This is a genomic window from Agarivorans sp. Toyoura001 (genome assembly GCF_005405585.1).
Classification (GTDB): Bacteria; Pseudomonadota; Gammaproteobacteria; order Enterobacterales; family Celerinatantimonadaceae; genus Agarivorans.
This window is the reverse complement of sequence record NZ_BJEQ01000002.1, coordinates 270,119-291,626: the sequence shown is the minus strand read 5'-3', so window position 1 is coordinate 291,626 and position 21,508 is coordinate 270,119. Positions and strand designations below refer to the sequence as shown.

At 43.7% G+C, this 21,508-nt stretch carries 23 protein-coding genes; 11 read left to right on the top strand and 12 right to left on the bottom strand.

Translation table 11 applies throughout. From position 1 onward, the window contains the following. Positions 1–158 precede the first annotated feature (158 nt). Positions 159–851: an SDR family NAD(P)-dependent oxidoreductase gene (locus tag FFR00_RS04630; protein WP_137672196.1), complete on the top strand. Its 693-nt coding sequence runs from the start codon at positions 159–161 to the stop codon at positions 849–851. Positions 852–872: 21 nt separating this feature from the next. Here the strand turns inward: FFR00_RS04630 and FFR00_RS04625 are convergent, their stop codons facing one another. Continuing rightward, positions 873–2,054: an MFS transporter gene (locus FFR00_RS04625; RefSeq protein ID WP_137672195.1), complete on the bottom strand. Its 1,182-nt coding sequence runs from the start codon at positions 2,052–2,054 to the stop codon at positions 873–875. A gap of 325 nt (positions 2,055–2,379) precedes the next feature. Here FFR00_RS04625 and FFR00_RS21750 point away from each other — a divergent pair, with 325 nt between their 5' ends. Then, complete coding sequence (locus FFR00_RS21750) at positions 2,380–2,553, top strand: PA3496 family putative envelope integrity protein (RefSeq protein ID WP_174235926.1); 174 nt, start codon at positions 2,380–2,382, stop codon at positions 2,551–2,553. Between the two features lie 116 nt (positions 2,554–2,669). Here the strand turns inward: FFR00_RS21750 and FFR00_RS04620 are convergent, their stop codons facing one another. From FFR00_RS04620 to FFR00_RS04610, 3 genes are all read right to left on the bottom strand, one after another. Continuing rightward, positions 2,670–3,020, bottom strand: coding sequence for a DUF2750 domain-containing protein (locus tag FFR00_RS04620; RefSeq protein ID WP_137672194.1), 351 nt, complete (start codon positions 3,018–3,020; stop codon positions 2,670–2,672). Between the two features lie 141 nt (positions 3,021–3,161). Beyond that, the gene (locus FFR00_RS04615; protein WP_201798693.1) at positions 3,162–3,728 is read right to left on the bottom strand and encodes a rhomboid family intramembrane serine protease; all 567 of its coding nucleotides are present in this window, start codon (positions 3,726–3,728) and stop codon (positions 3,162–3,164) included. Between the two features lie 63 nt (positions 3,729–3,791). Beyond that, entirely contained in the window at positions 3,792–5,027 is a 1,236-nt protein-coding gene (locus FFR00_RS04610; protein WP_137672342.1) for a DEAD/DEAH box helicase, read from the bottom strand. 186 nt (positions 5,028–5,213) lie between these two features. Between FFR00_RS04610 and FFR00_RS04605 the strand changes: the two genes are divergently transcribed. Then, complete coding sequence (locus tag FFR00_RS04605) at positions 5,214–6,416, top strand: ABC transporter substrate-binding protein (RefSeq protein ID WP_137672193.1); 1,203 nt, start codon at positions 5,214–5,216, stop codon at positions 6,414–6,416. A gap of 380 nt (positions 6,417–6,796) precedes the next feature. Continuing rightward, positions 6,797–7,294 carry a carbohydrate binding domain-containing protein gene (locus FFR00_RS04600; RefSeq protein ID WP_137672192.1) on the top strand — a complete coding sequence of 166 codons (498 nt, stop codon included), beginning with the start codon at positions 6,797–6,799 and terminating at the stop codon, positions 7,292–7,294. Between the two features lie 40 nt (positions 7,295–7,334). Here the strand turns inward: FFR00_RS04600 and FFR00_RS04595 are convergent, their stop codons facing one another. Next, complete coding sequence (locus FFR00_RS04595) at positions 7,335–7,610, bottom strand: DUF3634 family protein (protein WP_137672191.1); 276 nt, start codon at positions 7,608–7,610, stop codon at positions 7,335–7,337. Positions 7,611–7,774: 164 nt separating this feature from the next. Here FFR00_RS04595 and FFR00_RS04590 point away from each other — a divergent pair, with 164 nt between their 5' ends. Next, positions 7,775–8,212 (top strand): DUF4399 domain-containing protein, encoded by a 438-nt coding sequence (locus FFR00_RS04590; protein WP_174235925.1) that lies wholly within the window; start codon positions 7,775–7,777, stop codon positions 8,210–8,212. Between the two features lie 95 nt (positions 8,213–8,307). Further along, complete coding sequence (locus FFR00_RS04585; protein WP_137672190.1) at positions 8,308–9,207, top strand: endonuclease/exonuclease/phosphatase family protein; 900 nt, start codon at positions 8,308–8,310, stop codon at positions 9,205–9,207. A 7-nt stretch (positions 9,208–9,214) separates the two neighbouring features. Here the strand turns inward: FFR00_RS04585 and FFR00_RS04580 are convergent, their stop codons facing one another. Then, complete coding sequence (locus FFR00_RS04580) at positions 9,215–10,558, bottom strand: AarF/ABC1/UbiB kinase family protein (protein WP_235836156.1); 1,344 nt, start codon at positions 10,556–10,558, stop codon at positions 9,215–9,217. Positions 10,559–10,786: 228 nt separating this feature from the next. Between FFR00_RS04580 and FFR00_RS04575 the strand changes: the two genes are divergently transcribed. After that, positions 10,787–11,443 (top strand): DUF642 domain-containing protein, encoded by a 657-nt coding sequence (locus tag FFR00_RS04575; protein ID WP_137672339.1) that lies wholly within the window; start codon positions 10,787–10,789, stop codon positions 11,441–11,443. A gap of 37 nt (positions 11,444–11,480) precedes the next feature. Here the strand turns inward: FFR00_RS04575 and FFR00_RS04570 are convergent, their stop codons facing one another. After that, positions 11,481–12,434, bottom strand: coding sequence for a response regulator (locus FFR00_RS04570; RefSeq protein WP_137672189.1), 954 nt, complete (start codon positions 12,432–12,434; stop codon positions 11,481–11,483). A 191-nt stretch (positions 12,435–12,625) separates the two neighbouring features. Between FFR00_RS04570 and FFR00_RS04565 the strand changes: the two genes are divergently transcribed. Both FFR00_RS04565 and FFR00_RS04560 read left to right on the top strand, forming a co-directional pair. Continuing rightward, complete coding sequence (locus tag FFR00_RS04565; RefSeq protein ID WP_137672188.1) at positions 12,626–12,991, top strand: 5-carboxymethyl-2-hydroxymuconate Delta-isomerase; 366 nt, start codon at positions 12,626–12,628, stop codon at positions 12,989–12,991. Between the two features lie 183 nt (positions 12,992–13,174). Next, entirely contained in the window at positions 13,175–13,582 is a 408-nt protein-coding gene (locus FFR00_RS04560) for a hypothetical protein (RefSeq protein ID WP_137672187.1), read from the top strand. 66 nt (positions 13,583–13,648) lie between these two features. On the opposite strand, the gene FFR00_RS04555 is transcribed toward FFR00_RS04560, so the two are convergent. The 5 genes from FFR00_RS04555 to FFR00_RS04535 form a co-directional block, all read right to left on the bottom strand. Further along, complete coding sequence (locus tag FFR00_RS04555) at positions 13,649–15,583, bottom strand: bifunctional diguanylate cyclase/phosphodiesterase (RefSeq protein ID WP_306766879.1); 1,935 nt, start codon at positions 15,581–15,583, stop codon at positions 13,649–13,651. Between the two features lie 493 nt (positions 15,584–16,076). Further along, positions 16,077–16,472, bottom strand: coding sequence for an ACT domain-containing protein (locus FFR00_RS04550; RefSeq protein ID WP_137672185.1), 396 nt, complete (start codon positions 16,470–16,472; stop codon positions 16,077–16,079). A 15-nt stretch (positions 16,473–16,487) separates the two neighbouring features. Then, a complete protein-coding gene (locus FFR00_RS04545) occupies positions 16,488–18,086 on the bottom strand; it encodes a PAS domain-containing methyl-accepting chemotaxis protein (protein ID WP_137672184.1) in 1,599 nt (532 codons plus the stop codon). A gap of 436 nt (positions 18,087–18,522) precedes the next feature. Then, positions 18,523–19,032: a DUF6653 family protein gene (locus FFR00_RS04540; protein WP_137672183.1), complete on the bottom strand. Its 510-nt coding sequence runs from the start codon at positions 19,030–19,032 to the stop codon at positions 18,523–18,525. A gap of 6 nt (positions 19,033–19,038) precedes the next feature. Then, positions 19,039–19,452 carry a VanZ family protein gene (locus tag FFR00_RS04535; RefSeq protein ID WP_174235924.1) on the bottom strand — a complete coding sequence of 138 codons (414 nt, stop codon included), beginning with the start codon at positions 19,450–19,452 and terminating at the stop codon, positions 19,039–19,041. Positions 19,453–19,783: 331 nt separating this feature from the next. Here FFR00_RS04535 and FFR00_RS04530 point away from each other — a divergent pair, with 331 nt between their 5' ends. Next, positions 19,784–20,731, top strand: coding sequence for a LysR family transcriptional regulator (locus tag FFR00_RS04530; RefSeq protein WP_137672182.1), 948 nt, complete (start codon positions 19,784–19,786; stop codon positions 20,729–20,731). Positions 20,732–20,887: 156 nt separating this feature from the next. Then, positions 20,888–21,451 carry a hypothetical protein gene (locus FFR00_RS04525; RefSeq protein ID WP_137672181.1) on the top strand — a complete coding sequence of 188 codons (564 nt, stop codon included), beginning with the start codon at positions 20,888–20,890 and terminating at the stop codon, positions 21,449–21,451. Positions 21,452–21,508: the final 57 nt, after the last annotated feature.

Here is a 21,508-nt window from a genome sequence, read left to right as displayed (position 1 = left end):
AGCGGACAGTTTCACCGGGTTTCATCAGCATTTGAACTACTTCAATCTTCCATGAATTGGCGATGAGCTGGCGATTATTTTTGACTGGTTCGGTTTACTATATGCCATAGCTGTTTGTAGCTTAATGGCTGCAATTATTGAATTGAAGAGGCAAGTCGATGCAAATACAAGGTAAATGGGCACTGGTAACGGGAGCGAGTCGTGGTGTGGGCTTGCGAATTGCAAAGGCCTTAGCCAGCCAAGGTGCTAAAGTGATTGTGCATAGCCGGAGTTTAGATGCGTCGCAGCAAGTGGTTGAGCAAATTACCGCAGCGCAGGGCCACGCTGTGGCAGTGGCTGCCGAGCTTAGCGATAATGCCGCTATTGCGCAGCTAATTGAACAGGTTAACCTTATTACCGATAACTCGCTGGTGGTTCTGTACAACAACGCAGCAATAATGACGCCTTGGCGAGAGGACAGCATAGTGCCTGCCAATGATTACGCCTTAAGCTTTCAAGTGAACTGTATTGCCCCCGCCACCTTGTGTGACGCCTTCTTGCCGCAAATGAAACAACAAAAACAAGCACGGATCGTCAATGTTACTTCTGGTATTGCCGACCAGCCGCAGTTGATGGCCTATAGCTGTTCTAAAGCGGCTTTAGATCGCTATGTGCGAGACATGTTACCGAGTTTAGCGAACACTAGCGTGTTGATGAACTTGATGGATCCTGGCTGGTTACAAACAGATTTGGGTGGCGAGCATGCCCCAGATCATCCTGACTCAGTAATACCTGGTGCTTTAGTGCCAGTATTACTGAGCGATGAAGCAGGCAGTGGCCTGCTGTATTGTGCTCAAGACTATCGCGCATAACGCTTGATGCTTGCTAGGCCACTATATGCCAAAGGTTGGCGGTAAGTGGCCTCTGCCATCTTTTTCTTTAACTGCCACCAATAACATGTACAGGCTGGTACTGGCTAAAATAGCCGCTAAGTAAAGCGGCAGTTGGCGGCCCCATACTGCGCTAAAATCAGCGATTAAGGGGCCAACTATGGAGCCTATGCTATAGCTGATAAGCATGAACTCGGTAATGGCCACAATGTTGTCTGACTGGGCATTTACACAGGCTTGGCTGATTGCAATTGGATAGAGCGAAAACGTGCTCGCGCCCAATATAAACAATGCGACTGACAAGCCCAGCCAGCTTTTTGCTAACACCACCGCTATTGCGGCTAGCACACCAATGCTGGCCATCATAGCTTGCAGCAATGTTTTGCTAAATCGCGCAGAAAGGTAACTGCTTAAGGGCTGAATTAACATGCCGCCAAGCACCAAACAAGCCATTAACTTACCTACGTTATTACCCCAAACACTTAAGCTACTTAAATAGCTTGGCATTAAGCCGTATATAGGACCAAGAATTAAGCCGGAAACAATACAACCAATAATGGCGGGTTTACTTAATGTCGAAAACGCCTTAAATGACAATGTTTGATGCTGGGTTTGAGTTGGTGCATTGCTGCGGCTAAGCAGAGGCGCCAAAATAGCCAAGCTTAATAACACCATTACAGTTAAAAATGGTACAGAACCACTGATACCAAAAGGCTCTATTAGCAGTTGCCCGAAAGCATTTCCCGCATACAAGGTTGCCATGTATATTCCCAAGCGGCTTGCGCGCTGTTTGTCATCGTTAACCAATAACAACCAAGATTCAACAATAATAAATACATCTGCCGTTGCAGCGCCTGCGATAAACCGTAAGGCTAACCAGCTAATGGTATAAGGCAATTGCCACATTAACAGCACGCAGCTGAATATGACGGCAAGGCACAATGCTAAGGCGCGTCGGTGGCCCATTTTAGAAATGACTTTTTGGGCGGTTAACGCTCCTCCAAGCAGGCCAGTGTAATAAGCGCTCGCTAACCATGCGCTTAAGCCTAGAGGTAGAGACAAACTCGCTAATGCGAGGGGTAATAGGCTCATAAAGTAACCAGAGGCTACAGCAAACAAAGCCAAACCTAATAAGGGGGCAAATATTCCGTTTGTAGGCGAAGGTGTAACATCAATATTGTGCATGGCTTACCAACAATTAAGGTGCGACTAAAAGAATGTGCTTTGATTAAAGCCGCGCGATAATGCCAACAAATTTTGAAAGGGTAAAACAAAGTATATTTGTCGAAACGATAAACATATTTTGACATATCTATTCGCCGCTTTATTTTCTTTAAATTATTGATTTTAAATGTTTATTGTTGGTTTCGTGTGTTTTTTGAAAGCCTGCTTTTTTGATTGACCTAATGGCTGATTTATAGCAAATTTAACGGGCTGGTCGAGTGCTGTTTTAGCTTAGTTACTGGCAAAGAAATGTCTGTAATATTATTGAGTCGAGTAGGTATAGAGTATGAAATTCTCAAGGTTTGACGATATTGATGAATGGGATGACGAAGATAAAGCCCATCACGTTAAACAGCATAAAAAAGTTAAAAATGGGGCTCGTACGCGGCGTAGAATTGATGAATACAACGAAAGAAAACAGTTAGACAACTGCCTTTCTGAATTGGCGAGTTTTTCTTAAAGCAGCGCTTAGAAGAGCGAGCAAACAAGTTCCATGTAAGTCACCTTAGTAATGACACTGCGTAAATCAAAAAGCCACTGAGTTCAGTGGCTTTTTTTTGTTCTACGACTGCTCTTTTAAGCGTCGTCTTCGGCCAGTTGCTTGGCTAAACTAAAGGCTTCGATTTCTTCACCGACTAGATTCTCATCTAAATCGATTGCCACTAGCACTTTGTCTTCGTCTAAGCTGGGTAGCCACTCTTCAAAAAAATCTTCAAGTTTTACTGCTACTGGCTGGTAATCAGCCCAGTCTTCTATGCATAAAGCCTGAGCGTTCGCTTGTTTAGAGAATAACGGCATGACATCGGTGGCTTCAAACTCAATTGAGTCAACCACAACAAATTCCTCATCGGCGCTCAATACCCACAGCTCACCGGCTGCGATAACCGCTTTACTAAAGGCTGAAAGGTTGGTTTCTGATGTAGACATGATTTGCTCCGTAGTTGTTAGCTCGGGATAGTTGCGCAAGTTGAGCCTATACGCAAGTAATATAACCCAAAAGCGGTAAATGAACCGGCATGGCTTATTGCTTGGTGGATTTTACAGCGAAGTTTAGCCCTTAAAATGCTTCTATTTTAGCTTTTTAAACTTAACTAAACCCCACGCCATAACAATGCCTGCAACTGTACCAAAAGCATGTGACGACCAACTTACATTAGCTTTTAAATGAAATAAGCCCCAGAACATACCGCCATAAGCCAGTAATACAATCGCTGCAATGAACACACTTTTAATGCTGCGGCTAAACCAAGCATTGGCTAACAGTAATCCCCAGTAACCAAAGATAAGGCTGCTAGCACCTGCATGAACACCGGTTCCGCCAAACAGCCAAACTAATGCCCCACCAAGCAAGGCAATAACTAAGGTACTTTGCCATAGGATTACGCGACCAAGTTGGGCCACTAGGAACATTAATATCGCCAGTGGCAGCAAGTTAGATAATAGGTGTAACCACCCATGATGAATAAGCGGCGCTAAGGGGATCCCTATTAAGCCTGATGCGGATCGGGGCACAATGCCTAAAGCTGAAACTGCACCTAAGCTAATGGTATTAATCCCTTGAACCAGTATTAGCAATAAACAGAAATACATAATGTCGCGTAGACTTCGCTTAAGCTGAGGGGATAGGCTTATCATGATGCGGCTTAACCTTAAAATTATTGTTAGTGACCAAGTGGCAAAAGTTACCAGAGATTGGTTTCAAGATCTGCGATTTTTACTGGTAGTATTTAAAGCTCTTTTTCGCGCTTTTTTCTTTTGGGCGGAGCGAGAGTTACGCTTATTCGTGGGGGCAGGTTTAGTTAAATCGGGTTCAAAGCCCGGAAACCATTGCTGAGGTAAGCGCCTATCTAATTGCACCTCTAATTCGGCTAATAGGTGTTCGTCTTCAACACTTAATAAAGTAACGGCCGTGCCAGTTTGGCCGGCGCGCCCAGTTCGGCCGATGCGATGAATGTAGTCTTCGCTTTTAAAAGGTAGTTCTTGGTTTATCACGTATTTCAGTTCATCTATATCTAAACCTCGGGCAGCAACATCGGTAGCCACTAGCGCACTAATTTCGCCAGTTTTAAATTTGGCTAAAACTTGCTCTCGCGCCGCTTGTGACAAATCGCCATGAAAAGGCGCGGCATTAATTTGTTGGCTAGTAAGCTGCTTAACCAGTTTATCTACAGCTTGTTTAGTTCGACAAAACACTAAGCTTTGTTGCCAGTTTTTCTGCTTAATAAAATGGCAGAGTAGGGCCGTTTTTTTATCGCTATCTACGTTGTAAACTCGTTCTTCAATGCTAGCGGCCTTGCTAGTGGCTTTGGTTATTTCTAATTGCTTTGGGTTGCGTAACAAGGGTTTAGCAAAGCGGTAAATACTGTCGTCTAAGGTGGCCGAAAATAACAAGGTTTGTCGCTGTTTAGGCACAAAACTCAATAGTGCTTTAAGCTCGTCTTTAAATCCCATGTCTAGCATTCTGTCGGCTTCATCTAATACTAGAAATGCCAAGTTTTTTAATGAACAAGAGCTTCGATTGAGGTGATCTAATAAGCGCCCAGGCGTGGCAACCAATATGTCGCAGCCAGCGCTAAGTTGTTGCTGCTGTTGTTCAATGCCCACGCCACCATAAAGCAATACAGAATCTAGTTCACAGTGTTTGGAGTAGGTTTGCAGGCTGGCATGTACTTGCTGGGCAAGTTCGCGAGTAGGGGTTAATACTAAGGCTTTAATTTGTTTAGGTTCGCAGCGCTTAGCTTGGCTAAGTAAGTGCAAAATAGGCAAGCTGAAGGCGGCAGTTTTACCGGTACCGGTTTGCGCACAAGCCATAAGATCTCGCCCCGCTAGAATCTCGGGTATAGCTTGTTGTTGAATAGGTGTCGCTTGCTGGTAACCCGCATCGTTAAGGTTGTTAACTAGCGTTTGGTTTAGGGAAAGTTGCTGGAAAGACATGTTATTGCCAAGTGCAAATGTAGTGCTCATATTATACCTAAAGTCATTAGGTTTGGGTGATGATTTACCATTAAATCATTGGTTTATACGTCCATTTAATATGCACTAAACGCGCGCAATATGATTAAGGACTACACTTTAGATATTCTAGCTAAGTGAGTTAGAAAATATTCTTTAGGAAGAAGAATGCAAATAAGATGTTTATGGATGGTAATAGCGTTAATGAGTTGGAGCTGCGTTGCTCAAGAGCTAACGGTGTCGCTGCTATTAACGCCCAAACAACGCAATGCTTTTCATTCCACTTTTAAAGGTTTTACCGAAGAAACCGGCATCAAAATAACCACCATCACCCGTGATGATCACGACTATAAGGAGAAGCTGCCTATTTGGCTCAATGGCGAGAGCAACGCTCCTGATGTAATGCACTGGCAAGCCTCGCAGCGTCTTTTTTATTATTCTCGACAGGGCTTAGTGAGACCAATTACTAAGCTTTGGCAAGATTTAAGGCTAGATCAGGGCTTTGGCCATTTACAAAGCGGAGTAAGCGATAATGGCCAGATTTATGCGCTGCCGATTGCCTATTATCATTGGGGGATCTTTTATCGTAAATCACTGGTTGAAGAATTCGGCGGGCCACAGCGCTTTTGGGAAGGTTTTGTCGATCAATGTGAAAAACTGAAACAAGCCGGAATAACGCCTATAAGCATTGGAACCAAAAACTTCTGGCCTTCAGCGGCTTGGTTTGAGTATCTAAATTTACGTTTTAACGATTTGAAGTTTCATCAGCAGGTACTGAGTGGAAAGGTTTCTTTCTACGATGATCGTTTGAGAACGTTGTTCGAGCGATGGGCGTACTTAATTGAGCAGAAGTACTTTAATGCTGATCATCACGAATATACCTGGGACGGAGTATTGCCGCATTTTTACCGGGAGCGTAGTGCCTTTTTGCTATTAGGTAATTTTGTTGCGACAAAGTGGCCAGATAAGTTACGGGACGATATTGGTTTTATGCAGTTTCCGGTGTTATTAGGTAAGCCTATCTATGAAGTCGCTCCTACTGATGTTTTTATGATTGCTCGACATTCTCAGAATGTTAAACAAGCAGAAGCATTTATTAAATATATGGCTAGGCCAGAGATTCAAACGCAGCTTGCACAGGGTTTAAGCTATATTCCTGCTTCTAAAAATGCTCACGTAATGGCACATTCTGAAGTGGAAGAGGCGGCCAATATGCTGAAAGCCTCATTAGGAGTGTCTCAATACTTTGACCGAGAAACGATCGCCGAATTTGAGCATATTGCAGTACGTGCTTTTACCCGCTTTTTAGATGATGCCGATATTACGCGCCTCCAACGGGATTTAGAGCGTGCTAGGTTGCAAGCTTTTTGATAGAAACTTCGGTCACTGCCCATCATATTTAATGATTTTATCACTAAGCGTGGTATTGCTTTCATAAAATCCCCCTCAAAGTTACTTTCATATCAATTAATCGCTTGAACTTGCTCACAAAAATCAGCTCTATTGCTGTTTTTATAAACCAATAAACTTGAGAATGCCATTTAAGTAATTTGGTATTACAAATGAAAGGGTTTGGGAAGACCTAAGCAACCATTATCTCAGCAAAGACTGAGGAATCTATGCTTAAAAAATTTGTGTTATAAGATTACTTATTTTAAGCGGGCACGTAATCGCAACTCCCGTGCTGCAAGTAAGCTCATCTCGTTACTTTTGCGGCGTGCTTCTTTGGCTGAAAAATAAGGAAATTGAACATGTTAAAGCAACCTTCGCTTTTGCTGTGTGGTTTAGTAATCTCGCTGTTAGCCGGCAATGTATACGCGGCTAGAGTTAAAGTTATTAATGCTGATTTTGAGCAAGGCTGGTATGGCTGGAAAAAGTCTGGCCCATCAGCAATATCTGACCATGGGCGAGACGACGAGTCCTCAGCAAAAATCACTGGTGAATCAGGACGTGTAGAACAAGATGTTAGGGTAAAACCCAATACTGATTATACGCTTATGGCCTTTATGAAAGGCTCTGGTCAAATTGGTGTGAATACGGTCGCTGAGTTAACCGAGAAACAAAAAGCAGTAAACAAATTTCAAACGCTTACGATGAAAACTTACTCAGATGATGATTATCATCCCGATTGGGAAAAAATCACTGTAGATTTTAATAGTGGTAACTCGGATACCGTCACCATTTTTGCAGCTTATGAAGATGGAACAGGCCGGTTCGATCGTTTTAGGGTGCTACAAAAGAGAGATTAGCGCTTGGCTCAGCCCTATTTATATCCAGTAAACGCCGCGGCTAGCGGCGTTTTAAATTTCCGTCATTGCTTGGCGTTGGATTAGGCTTCCATACATTACGCAGGCGCTGTAATACATTTTCGGGGATAGATTTAGAGCATTCTAGGGTCACTTGGCGGCCACGTTTCATGCCGTATATTTTCCCGGTAACTGCTTGGCTAGTGCGTTGTACTAGCTTTATCTCGTGCAAAAAATACTCTGGTACTCGACCCTTAGTGACCTCGACGCGAATCCCGTCTACCTTAATTACAAACTCTGCTGTTATTGCTTTTAACATGTTCACCTACCGCTTTAAGGCTGATTTACTGAGCTATTTTTGTTTTATAGTAAAAGAATACGTAAGGTAATTCTATTTCGTTCAATGCTTCGGCCTTTGCTTAGTCTTAAGTTCGTTACTACCTTTTAAGTCAACCTTTCTGTTCAGTGACTAACGAGGTTTAAATGCGTGGACTTAGAAAATTGTTAACAATGGGCATGTTGCTTAGTGCAAGTGTCGGAATGGTAGCGTTGCCTAGTGCGGCCGTTACCAAAGCGCCGGAAGGGGCATCGGTTTACATTATTTCGCCTAAAGATGGTGAGGTGCTTAGCAGCCCATTAACGGTGGCGTTTGGCCTAAAGGGCATGGGGGTTGCGCCAGCGGGTGTGGATAGAGAAAACACCGGTCATCATCATTTGCTGATTGACGTAAAGCAACTTCCAAACTTAGAAATGCCAGTACCTGCAGATGCTCAGCACGTGCACTTTGGTGGCGGACAAACTGAGGTCACCATTGAACTCATGCCTGGCGAGCATAGTTTGCAGTTGCTGCTGGGCGATATGCACCATATTCCACACCAACCGCCTATCCTGTCTGAGAAAATAACCATTACCGTAGAATGAGCTTGCTAGTCGGCGATGTTTAGCGCACATTGGCTTTATAAACAATGTGTTAGTAGTGGTGTAAGGAGTAAATAATTAAAGTACTTAGTTTAAACTTGCTGAATTATTTAGCACCTCCTTATGCCGCTTATGAATTTGATAACATATTGGATGCCAAACAGTGGCAAGCAAAACAAGCTTGGTTAAGCCGCATGGTTAACCAAGCTCAAGCTGATGTGATGGCTTTTCAAGAAGTGTTTAGCGCCGAGGCTTTAGCTGAGCAATGTAAGGCCTTGGGTTATCCCTATTTCTTAGCGACGCCCAGTGCGTTAGATGAATCGAGTTATGTGTATCGCAAACCCGGTTTAGCACTGGCCAGCAAATACCCTCTACGTAGTGGCTCCTTGTATAACTCTGGCAATATCGATCTATTTAGTCGCCAGCCATTGGTGGCTAAGGTAAAGCTTGGTTCCTTAGGCTGGGTAAAGTGCTATGTTGTGCACCTTAAATCTAAACGGCCGATGTTGGATGAAGATATTCAAGGCAAGCCTAGTGATATTGATGAATACATGGGGCGCTGGCAATCAGACAATTTGCGCAATCAAGAGGTCACCTTGTTGATGCAAGATATACTGAGTTGTCGCAAGTACAAACTTGAGCCCTTAATGATAATGGGTGACTTTAATGATGATTTATCTAAAGGGGCGTTAGCGCATTTATTTGATGAACCCCAGCCACACCACGATGATGTAGAACAAGCTTGGCGCTTACATGACGCTTACTGCTTGAGCTCTTCAGCGACGCCTCGACCTGCTACTCACTACTACGGTGGTCAGGCGAATGTATTGGATTACATTATATTGTCGGGTGAGTTTTCGGCCGATTACCAGCAACAAATGGCAGAGGTGAGCGCCTATCACTGCTTCGACCGCCATCTTACTCATGCCGATTTTTCTATCGACAGCCAAGCTAGCGATCATGCTGCGGTGATGATTGAGCTAAACGCCAGAGGGTAGTTTTGGCTTATAATCTATAGGGTTCAAATACTTGCTTCAGGTTCACTTTCGCTTTTAGGCGGCTGGCTAACAAATACATACCGCCAATCTTCCTATGGATTAGCAGCACATCAATGGGCGGAGTGTTCCAATAGTCGTGCTCATAACTCAAGGTCATTCCGGTTTCGCGTAATTGTTTAGCCAGCGGAGATTGAGCAAAGTCATAATCTCCGTCAAATTGCAGTGGTTTAATGACCATTGATAGCATTAACTTTAAGGTGGCAATTTGTCGCTCAGTGCTGTCGTCATTCACAAAACCTAAATCAGTGAGCGCGGCTAAATCTAAGGAAAAAGGCTGGTTTAAGGCTTTGCTTAACAAATGTCGGTAACCAGCTGAGAGTGCAGAGGGAAGTTGTCTGGTTGCGCCAAAATCAAGCAATATGATTTTTTGAGACTGCTTGGAGTAGAGGTAGTTGGCAAAATTAGGATCTGTTTGCATTAGCCCAAACTCAAACAACTCCATCATCAGTAGCTTAAACAGGTTATGCATTATTTTGTCGCGCAGTGCCTGTGGCTCTTCGCTTAGCTGATCAATAACCTCACCATCATGATGGCTCATTGTGAGAATGTTGCTGGTGGTTAGGTGATCAAATAATTGTGGTAATTCAAATTCAGGGTGAGTCGCTAATTTTTGTTGGTACTGGCGTAAATACTCCGATTCTTGCAGGTAATCGGCTTCTTGGTGAAGCTGTAGCTTGGCATCTTGTAAGATTTGCTGATAATCAAACTGCTTCGGTAACAAGCCGCTTAGATTAAGCAAGCTAACAACATTATCTACATCACTATCTATACTGTCTTTTACCCCAGGATACTGAATTTTAATGGCAACCCGCTGTTGCTGGCTGAGGTAGGCACTGTGTACTTGGCCAATAGATGCGGCCGCAATCGGTTGTAGTGAAAACTGCTGAAATTGTTGTTGCCAATCTTCGCCCCATTCTTTAAGCAGTACTTGGCTTAGCTGGCCTATCGGCATGGGGTCGGCGTCGGCCCTTAATCTCGCCAGTAACTCACTCACTTCTTTGGGTAGCATCTCTCCCGCATCCATCGACATTAATTGGCCAACTTTCATGGCGGCTCCGCGCAATTTAGCCAGTTGGTCTGCTACCCGTTTCACGTTATTTGGGGTAAGTAACACTTCATTAAGTTTGGGGCGTTTTCCGGCGGCGAGTTGCACCGCACCTTCGGCGATCATTCCGCCTGCTACGCGTGAAGCCAGCGAACCAAGGCGACCAAGCCGAGCTAAGCGGCCGCTGGGTACCTTTGAGGCTTTAGAGTGTTTAGGGCTATTAATATTGCTACCTACTAAGAGCAAAAGACTGTGTTTAACAATACGCCATTATTTTTCATTTAGATCGAATATTGTGAAAAAACACAGCGTTAAGCCTTGGGCTTTTAAGGGTTTCGCAATCTGAAAATCAACCCGGCTGATAGTTTATATTTAATCTTATCAATGGCTTATGTTTGTATTTCTCCTTTGGCCTAAAGCTTGCTGAGTCATCAGTAAATCAAGTGAATTTGCAAATTGCTAGAAGAGGCCAAAATGAAAAAATTATTAGGATTGTTATGTTGTTTACCGCTGTTTGCCAACGCAGGGATTATTACTAACGGAAGCTTTGAGAGTAATGATGTTCGTCGTGGTGGCTGGAGCTACTTCTCGAGTAATGATGTGCAAGGTTGGCAGGGGCACAACATTGAGATTTGGGATAACTTATTCAACATCAATGCGGTTGAGGGCGATCAATTCATTGAGCTTAACGCCCACTGTTCTGGTGGTGGTTCGCGAGCCTGCCAATCGGGTAAATACAGCATTTACCAAGACTTTGCGAGTAACCAAGGGCAGCAGTACAGTTTCGGTTTATCTTACCGAGCGAGAGCTAACAGAAATGAGTCTTTTCAGGTAAGTATTGAAGATAGCGTAGGAAATACGGTGTATTCGCAGTTATTGGCCGATCATAATAATAATTCGTGGCGTCAATTTAGCGGAACCTTTGTAGCAAACGATAACTGGTCGAGGATCCGGTTGGATTCGATGATTAACGGTTCACTAGGCAACTTAATCGATAACGTTTACGTGGAGGCGATTTCGGTGAGTAGCTTTAGTGCAGCCACCTTTGCCGTATCTGAGCCAGCAAGTATTATTTTGCTTATTTTTGCCTTAGCGGCTTTGATTATCCTTCGAAAAAAACGAGCCGATTAAGGCTCGTTTTTACAAAAGGCAATATACAAACAGGTGCTTATCGTTTTAGGTAAGCTTGTAATACTTCACCACCACTATCAACATTCAAAGGCTTAAAGATAAAACCTTGAATACCTTGGCTCTGACAAGCATCTACCACACTGGCATCGGTAACCGAAGACAGCATTACAATGGGCGTGCTTTGGTCAGTTTCGCGCATTTTTGCTAAGGCTTTATCACCGTTAAGGCGGTTCATCACCACATCCATAAATACAAAATCAGGCTGTTTGCTAAGCAACTGCTCTACGGCGGTATCGCCATCTTCTGCTTCAATCACATTGTGATAACCAATACCGGCTAAGATTCGAAGCATTGCTTTCCTAATTAATGGGCTGTCATCCACCGTCATGATTAAAGCATCTTTTGCTAGGGGCTCACCTTCTGTTGGCGGCGCAACAATACAGGCGTCACTGTTGATTACCGCTTCTTGATAGCTGTTTTGTTGGTCAAGCTGACGCACCAATAAGTTGAAGTAGTAGCGGCCTACGCCTTCTACATGCACGGGTACCGTAACAATTTGTTGTACGCCCTCTAGGTAGCGGCTCATGTCAGCTAAATCTAATGCAACATGGGGGCTAGAAAATTCGAATCCGAGTTTGTGTTGTTGTAACAAATGGGTGGCGCGACCAACAATGGTATTCCCCCATTCTTCTAGGGCGGCTACCAACTCTTCGTCTAGGCTATCACTGTTGCTTGCTTCACCGACTAAAGATTGTTGAACGGCTTGACCGATTGCTACGGCCGTTTCTTGGTAGTGGTGCATTAAAACCACGCCGTCTAGTTGCCCTTGCATGTCAGAACAAACCGCGTAACCTTTAAAGCGAAAATCTTCTACTTTATCAATGAAGGGTTCGTCGGCAGTGCCGTCTAAACCGGTCATGAGTTTAAGGCTCTGTAAAGATTCTTGAATGAAAGGATGAAGAATAATTTTATGAATGGTTTCTACTGTCATAATTTTCCTTTAATAATAGAGCCCAAGTGGGATCTATCTGCTACTCCTAGAGCATTTGTCATATGTTTGATAACGCAAACTACTCTATGGAAGAAGTATTTACGATTCAAGCAAAGCGAACAAATGTGCGATCCCTGCCTATAAAAGGCAGGAAACCAGTACCGGATTACTACCCAGACTAAGGAAAGCCCATGCCACATTGTGTAATAGAATGCCCTGCAGATTTAGCTCGAATTGTTAATTTTGATGTTTTAGTGGAAGCCGTTCATGACGCGGTCGAAGCCAGCGGCTTGTTTGCTGATGGCGATGTAAAAGCTCGTTTAGTACTGGCTAATCACTATCGGGTTGGCGGTAAGCGCGCTCCTTATGTGCATACTTCAGTGCATATCTTAAGTGGCCGTAGTGAGCTACAGAAAAAGCACTTAGCCGACGCGGTTGCTAAAGCTGTGTGTGAGTTATTACCTAGCGTGAAAATGGTATCGGTAGAGGTAAGGGATATTGCTCAGCAATATTACAGTAATCGCGCAGCAGTGAGTGCTTTGAGCGAAGCGGTGTAAGGCCTTTGGCTGTTTCGTCATGCAGATTAAGTACGGCGCCCGTTTCACTGTTCCGAAAAATGGAACAATATAACTCGCGGCTGCCGCTCAATCTTCTTAACTTTCTTGGTTAGTCTATGGTTGTTCACCAACGAGCTAAGTCTCTTTCTGGAGACTCAGCGTTTTACAACCAAGAGAGTTTATATGAAACATACTAAGAATCTATTGCTTACTGCATCACTTAGCGCTTTGTTTGCCAGTTCTGTAGCACTGGCGAATGCACCAGAGCAAAATGACGACATCCTCACTCATCAGCAGCGCCAAGTTGTTGAAGAGGCCGAACGTTTAGGTCGTTGTTTAGCGGTACATGCCCACGAAAACGATGCACCGGTTCGTGCAGGGTTAGCGGGAATGATTAGCACTGTGCAGCAACCCGATCATGAAGCCATTGCCTTTATGACGCTAGTGGGTGAAGAAGCGGGTTACACCGTAGGTATGTTAGATGCACTGCAAAGCCAAGGTAATAATACCAGTGAGTACCTTGTATCTATCAAGAGCAGTAACAATTGTAAGATAGATGAAACGATTAGCGAGCTTACCCTGCAGCAATAGATTGTTCGAACCGCCCAAGGAAGGGGCTAGGTTCCAGCTATGCCGCTCTCTAATGGCTTAAGAATGTTAGGCTTGCTGGGAAGTGGTTTCAGCTCCGCCATTGATAAAGGCAACGACCTGGCTTTCAGGTAAGGGCTTAGCAAAATAATACCCTTGCAAGAAATCTACCCCTAAACTGCGCAGCGTGTTCATTTGCGCTTCAGTTTCAACGCCCTCTGCCACTACCGAATAATTTAATGCCTGAGCAATATGCATCACTGCGGTAATGATCGGGTAGCCGTTGGTATCAATACGTTGCACAAAAGAACGGTCAATTTTTACGGTATTTACGGCTAAATCTTGCATGGTAGAAAGCGAAGAATAGCCAGTACCAAAGTCGTCTATAGATACCTGTACGCCAATATCTTGAATCGCTTTAATTTGCTCAGCCAAGAACAGTATGTCGCTGCTAAATACCGACTCGGTCATTTCTATATGTAAGCGCTCGGGAGGTAATTGGCTGGCATGTAACGCGTGTTTTACAATTTCTACAAAATCATGGTCTTCTAATTGGGTGACGGATACGTTCACACATACCGACAAAGCCTGTTCATTTGGCCACGAACTGGCAATTTGGCAGGCATTGTCTAATACCCACAAGCCAATTTTGCGGATTAATCCATATTGCTCAGCAATGCCGATGAACTCGTCTGGCGGGATCATTTCATCATCAAGTTGCCAGCGTAACAGGGCTTCAAAAGACACCACTTGGCAATCTTTAGCGCGCAAAATGGGCTGAAATGCCAAACTAAGCTGCTGCTTTTCTATGGCTTGACTTAAGCCATCCTTTAGCTTTAATTCTCGGTGTATTTTTTGTTCTAGCTGATTGGAAAATACCCCCACGGTACAGGGCGAGCGTTTTTTCTGAGCGTACATTGCGGTATCGGCTAAGCGAATAAGGCTGTGTTCATTTTCTGAATGCTGAGGATAAAGAGCAATGCCTACCGTTGCGCCTACCGATAATCGATTATTTTGAAATGAGTAGGCTGCTGATAGCACCTGAATAATCTCTTCAGATTGCTGCACTGCTTGCTGCTCATCGCAGTTTTCTATGGCGAGTAAAAACTCATCGCCACCCCAGCGGCAAAGTAACTGGTGATTAGCGCTTATGTCTTTTAATCGGCGAGCGGTATTGTTTAGTACTTGGTCGCCTGTATCGTGGCCAATAGCATCGTTAATCTTTTTAAAACCATCTAAATCAATAAACAACACCGCCAAGCTTTGTTGTTTTTTTTGGGCGGCAAGTAGTTGCTGTTGTAAGTTTTGTAAAAAGGCGGTGCGATTAAACAACCCGGTTAAGGGATCAAGGTTGGATAACTCGTAAATGGTATTAGTACGGCGCTCTACTTTTTCTTCCATGTGGTGAACTAGCAGGGCATTTTCATTTTTAAGTAAAATGGCTTGAGCTGTAAATTCAGCATTTTTCTTGGCAATCACCACCATAACAATGGCAAATAAAAAGCCTAAAATGCCTAACATCTGACGTTCGTAAATACCTGATAGCAGTAAACCAATAGAGGGTGGACCCAATAAGATAAACGCATAAAACATAGCAGTACGTTTATGCCCTGCCAGCACAGTGGCAGACCCACCAGCCATGGCTGAAATAATGATGATATGGGTGCTTAGGTCAATGTCGGTGCTATTAGGGTTGGCGACTACTTTTAGAATATAAACTGACCACAATACAGCTGTGAGGTTGGCGCCAGAGATAAAACGCAGTATTGCTTTGCTGCCATTCAGCTGTCGGTTAATATCGCGACGCTTCCATAAATGCCAGTCCACCAAACGAATAAGTAACAAACTCGTCATTAAAACCCACCAAGCGTGTTTAAATTGGCGCATCTCAGCGGTGTTAAAGGCAAACACTAAAAAACTAGAAGCGATGATAGAAATAAGTATTCCAGAAAATGCATTGTTGTATAGCAACTGGGCAGCATCTCTTTGGGTACATTGCTTCAATTCGATATTGTCGATAACTATTACCTTGGCAAATACCTAAGCAAAATAGTGGGCTTATAGCATTTGACTACTCGTTCAGATTTAGCGCTAACAGAGCGTTAACGCAAACAGTATAAATATGCTCAACATTGCTTGAGTGGTTCAATATAAAAAGCATAGCTGCTATCTAAGTATTTCTCGCGAAATCCTCAGATCGACGTCACAAAGCGAAGTGTTGAGTGGTGTTTTATGCCCAAGGGAGTCAGATACATAGAAGACCTGTGGGCAACATTCGCGCGTTAGCTTACCCTAACACTCTGCAATTAGGGTCTTAAAAGCATTAAATTTTTATCACTTTTAATGCAATAAAAACGAGCTAATGAAAAAGGTGAAGTAAGGTGTGCAAGCAAAGTACTTATCTAGCTAGATTCACCTAAATCCGTTTTGAAAATTAAGGATAGGCAGTAAGCATAATGGCCCTGATATTATCCTTAAAAGTGTGTTTTGGCCTATTTTAGTCGCTAAACTCTTGCAGGGTGCTTAGTGCTATTTCTGCTTGATGAGCGGGAACAAAAATATGGTCGTGGTAAAACGCAGCAACAACATTGGCGCTAATCTCACGTTCAGCCAGTTTAGTGGCTACCGCTGCAGTTAAGCCAACCGCTTCTAAACTAGAGTGTACCGTTAAGGTAATTTGTTTGAAGCTACCATCAAAGTGCAAGTTTGCTAGCAGCGCTTGCTGCTTTTCTAGTATTAAGGTGAGGCCTTCGGTTTCTGCAAAGCTGGCTAAGGGCTTAAGCGATAAATAGTCGCTTAGCTCTCCTTGCTGAGAACAAAAAACAAATTCTTGCTCTAGTAGCCTTGGCTTCATTGAACCTAATAAAAGTTCTAGTTCTTTAACTCCACTCATCTACCCTTGTTCCCCTTAGTTTTTTTGTGATAGCTCTAGCTCATCTATTTGCACTTGCAGATGAAGAGAGTTCTGATTAATTTGCGTTGCATTATGCTGCAGCTTTTCACCCTCAAACTCGGTACTGGATGCTTGAGCGCTAATGCTTTCAATGCTGCTCGCCATTTCATTGGCGACGATGCTCTGCTCACTGGCTGCAGTAGCAATTTGCGAGCTCATTTGGTTTATTTGCTCTACGCCTTCGGTAATTTGCACAAACTTCTCTCGCGATAAATTAACTTTCTCTAGAGCCTCATTGGCCGAGGTATTGTTTTGGTCAATGGTACTCGCTGAGCTGCTAATTCCTGAAGAAAGGTGCTCTAACATTGTTTGGATCTCTTTAGTGGCTTCTTGCGAGCGAGCCGCCAGGTTACGCACTTCGTCTGCCACTACTGCAAAACCTCGCCCTTGCTCTCCGGCTCGTGCGGCCTCAATGGCGGCGTTCAGCGCTAACAGGTTAGTTTGTTCGGCAATGCTGGTAATGGTGTCGGTAATTGAGCTAATTTGTTGGCTTTCTTGGGCTAGATTTTTGATTTTGTCGGTGGTGGCGGCCATTTCGCTGCTAAATTGCTGCATTGTTTCTAGAGCATCAGCAACCACTTGGTCTCCCTCTTCAACGGTTTTACTTAAGTATTGAGTCGTATCGGCAGTGTTTTGCACATTCTCTCTTACGCCGTCTACTGTCACCGACATTTGATTCATGCCAGTGGCGATTTGCGTGGTATGGCTACTTTGGGTTCGCATACTTTGCAATACGTCATCACTGGTAGCAGAAAGGCTATCGGCGGTCTCTATCATCGCTTTTACCGACTCAGATACTTGCATAAACATGGCTTTGTAGCGTGCCTGCACAATCTTAATCGACGCCAAGGCTTGCAGCATTTCTAGGTTCCCATCAACGGTGATAGCCTGGGTAAAGTCTCCGGCGGCTAAGTCTCTATTGTGTTGCTGAATTAAGCGAATTCGCTGGTATACGTGTTTATGGCTATAGAACCAGTAGATCAGTTGAACCAATGCGCCACTTATTGCGAGCAGCTTTATGGTGGTATTTTCTGACGCTATAACAATGGCTGCACACAGGCATAATAGCAGTAGGTTAAACATCATATTGATGGTGCTAATCGAGGTGCGTTCAAATAATGGTGCATTAGGAATCTTGATGCTGCTATTGCTACGCATTTTTGCGTAGAGCTTTTCGGCTTCGCTTACCTGTGCGTCATTAGGTTGAGAGCGAACCGACTGATAACCTACGGTTTTTCCTTGTTTCACAATAGGCGATACAAAGGCGTCTACCCAGTAATAGTCGCCATTTTTACAGCGATTTTTTACATATCCACGCCATGGGTTTCCTGATTTTACGGTTGACCAAAGGCTTTCGAAAGCTGCGGGAGGCATTTCTGGGTGACGTACAATATTGTGGTCTTGGCCAATGAGTTCTTCGCGAGTAAAGCCGCTAATGGCTACAAAGGCGTCATTAACGTACTTAATTTTACCCTGTAAATCGGTGATGGAAACTAAGTCTTCTTTGGACGTGAATTTTTGCTCTTGCTGGGTAATGGGTTGATTATTTCTCATTTACCGTCCTTTAAATGTGCAGTGCCTAAATCATTAACGGTATTCACTAAGCGCAAGCCAGAACGCCAAGCAATAAATACGCGCAAAATATTGTTTCGTAATTAGCCAAAGTGTAGTTGGGTAAATTATTGGCAAAATTAATATTAGTGCTTTTGACCGCGAGCTTGGCGGATTAATCACGCTTTTGGGGGGCGGTGTTTGTAAGATGTCAGTTTATTGAAAGGGGCTGGAAAGGCTTGTGGTTGAGCTAAAAGCGCTATTTTTGTGAATCTTGAATTGCTTGGTTTAGCGCCATGGGGGAGCTTGTTTTCTAGAGAGGCCCCGTATTTTGTTTGGCGGTAAGCATATGCTAAGAGTTAAATGTAGAACGAACCTGTTAGGGGGAAGCGTTTGCTGCTTAGTGGCATAAGCTAGACAATGGTTGGGTCACTAAATACTAGGGTTTTAGCCAACGGGAATATTCGCTGCTGCTGTCCTTCATATCCAAATATAGCCATACCATGCGGTCTACAAACCACGCTTTAAATGCCATGATCCAGCAGTTAGCCGCTATGAGAATTGTGATATCTAATTGGTAAAGCCCGTATATAAATAGCGGAACACCTAAGCCAGATAATACCTGCAGAATGATACAGGGTGTTAGGTGGTGCCGAGGAATCTCGATATGCTTACGTTTAAGATAAATTCGCTCGCCAAAGGTGCCCATGGAGGCCCAGTTATGGGTGTTAGTGGGTTCACCAAATAAACGGGGATTAACCCATATCCAAGCAATAGACAGCAGAATGGGCACTATTGCATATATACCGAGCCACTGCCGAGACCAAAACGCGAGTGATATTAGCGGCAGAATAGTAAAGCGGCTATACACACTCCAAGGATTTGCATGGCGACGCCAACTGCGTTCGTCCATGCCCATTAGTTTTTCAGCCAACTGGGTAATATTCATAACTCTTTAGTGACCCTTGGGCAAAGGTGCTGCCTTTGTCTTGGCAAAATGGATACTGATGAAATAGCAACAAACGCAAGCCGCAGCGATACCAAGTAAGTCGGCAGAGGCATCTACTAAATCAAAGGTTCGAGTTGGCATATAGGCTTGGCTAAGTTCTTCGCCTAGTGCAAAAACAGTCACCGCTATTGCCCCCCAATAAATAGGAATGTTGGCAATGCGGAGGCCGCTGAATTTGGTTGCTAATACGCAGATGAAGGTGAGCGTGCCAAACAAACCAAAGTGGCCTAGTTTGTCACCATAGGGAAGGGAGCCTACAACATTGAAAAATACACTACTGGCGCCAGTATTGGCCAAATAAATCACCCAAAGAATAAAACTAAACAACAGTACCGCTAAAATGGTGGCAAATTTATGCATGAAAGAAAGCTAAGCTAAGAAACATTGTTGAGCAATATAACAAGGAGTGGTGATTAAGATAAGTCGTTAGTTTCACAACACTTAGTCTTTGATTACCATTAAATGAAAATGCCCAGATACGATAACACCCTAATTTGTGAAGAGGGTTGCTAGGCTTGAACATAAGCACTCGCAGCTAACAAAGCTATCAAGCTATCAAGCTAAAACCCTAGCATCGTTATTGTTAGCTAGGTGCTAAGCTAGTCACGTTTTTATTGCTCGGCGCTTTACTCGGTGATCTCCTACCGATTAAATAAAAAAACTAATAGTTTTTTAAAAGAAGATAAATTTCGTGAATATTAGAAAGGTGGATTTAAACCTACTGGTTTACTTAAATGTATTGCTGGAAGAGCGCAATGTCTCTAAGGCTGCTAGCAAGCTAGCACTAACGCAGCCTACTATGAGTAATGCCTTAAAACGTTTGCGAGAATTGTTTGACGACCCGCTGTTAGTGCGTACTGCCGAAGGCATGACTCCCACCGAAAAAGCCACCAAACTTAAACCTGAAATTGTGAGTTTGTTAAGTTTGGCCGAGAAAATAACCCAGCCAGACAAAGACTTTTCGCCGGAACAAAGTAGCGTGACTTTTCGTATTATGTGTAACGACTATATTGAAGCGACCTTACTGGCCCCGTTCATTCAAAGTGTATTAAGCAGCGCGCCCAAAATTAACTTTGATTTGTTTGGTCCTGGCGATATTCGCTTGAGTGATATGGAAAAAGGACACATAGATTTAGCCATTAATCGTTTTACCAACTTGCCTAAAACGTTCCATCAATCGAGCATTTGGCGCGACAACTTTTGTTGTTTGCTGCATAAAGACCACGCTTATACCGAGCAGCTTAGCCTAGATAGCTATTTAGACAGTGAACACGTTTGGGTGAATCGTGCGGGCTGGGGCGCAGAAACAGCTGTGGCTAACCAAAACAGTGGCCATAAGTTGGGTTGGGTAGATGAAGCCTTAGCTCAGCTTGACCAAAGCCGAAATATTCGGGTTTATACACGCCATTATGGCTTAGCGGGCTTGCTGGTGGCTCAACCACAATTGATTGCCACCTTGCCGCGCCGACAAGCGATGTTGTACAAAGATAATCAAGACTTACGCATTGTTCGGGTGCCTTTTCAAATTGTGCCTATCGAAACGAAAATGATTTGGAGCCCTTTGCTGCAGCACTCTAAGGCACACCAATGGTTACGACGTTCGTTGATTGACTTCTCTGCCTCGGTGGCCGATCGATAACGGCAAAACTTAGTACTATTCACAAAATCTATAGTTTGTATTGAAAACTACAATTTCATTTTGTTTTGGTGGCGCGCTATCTTGAAAGTGAGGCTTAGTTAAGGGTTTAACTAAGCAAACAAAACAATAATAAAAACCACCAGAAGGAAATTGACCATGAATACATCACAACATAGCGGTCAAGGTTACCAACACAGAGACAACCTATTTATTGATGCGCCTTTACTGACATTTATTGAGCAACAACTGCTTGCTAATAGTTCTGTTGCATCAAGTCAGTTTTTTGAGGCCTTGTCTGTCTTGGTAGAAGAATTTGGTGGAACCTATCGCAGACTTAACCAAAACAATAACGAAATGGCCTGCGAAGATCACTTACAACAATGCCAAAAAAGTACTCAAGCGCCAACGTCCATCAATATTAGTCGTGGCAGTAGTAAAGCAATTTTAGATGAATACAGCTGTGCTATTCCAAGTTGTATTCTCGATGTGTTAACCACCACAATGATTGCCAAGCAGCAAGATATGATGTTGTCGTTAAGTACCAGTAACCCCGAAGAAGCAGAGTTAATGGAAGCCGTGTTTAAACGCGCCCATGATTTAATGGGCCTTACTAAGCAACATATAGAAGTGATTCGTCCGGTTGATAATGTAGCTTGTATCGCTCAAGCGCGGCAACGTGCTGAGTATGCAGAGCCTCAAGCAATGGTAAGCCACGGATGATCGTAAATGTAGAGCGTAAAAAGCCAAGCAATGCTTGGCTTTTTCTTTTGAGCTGGA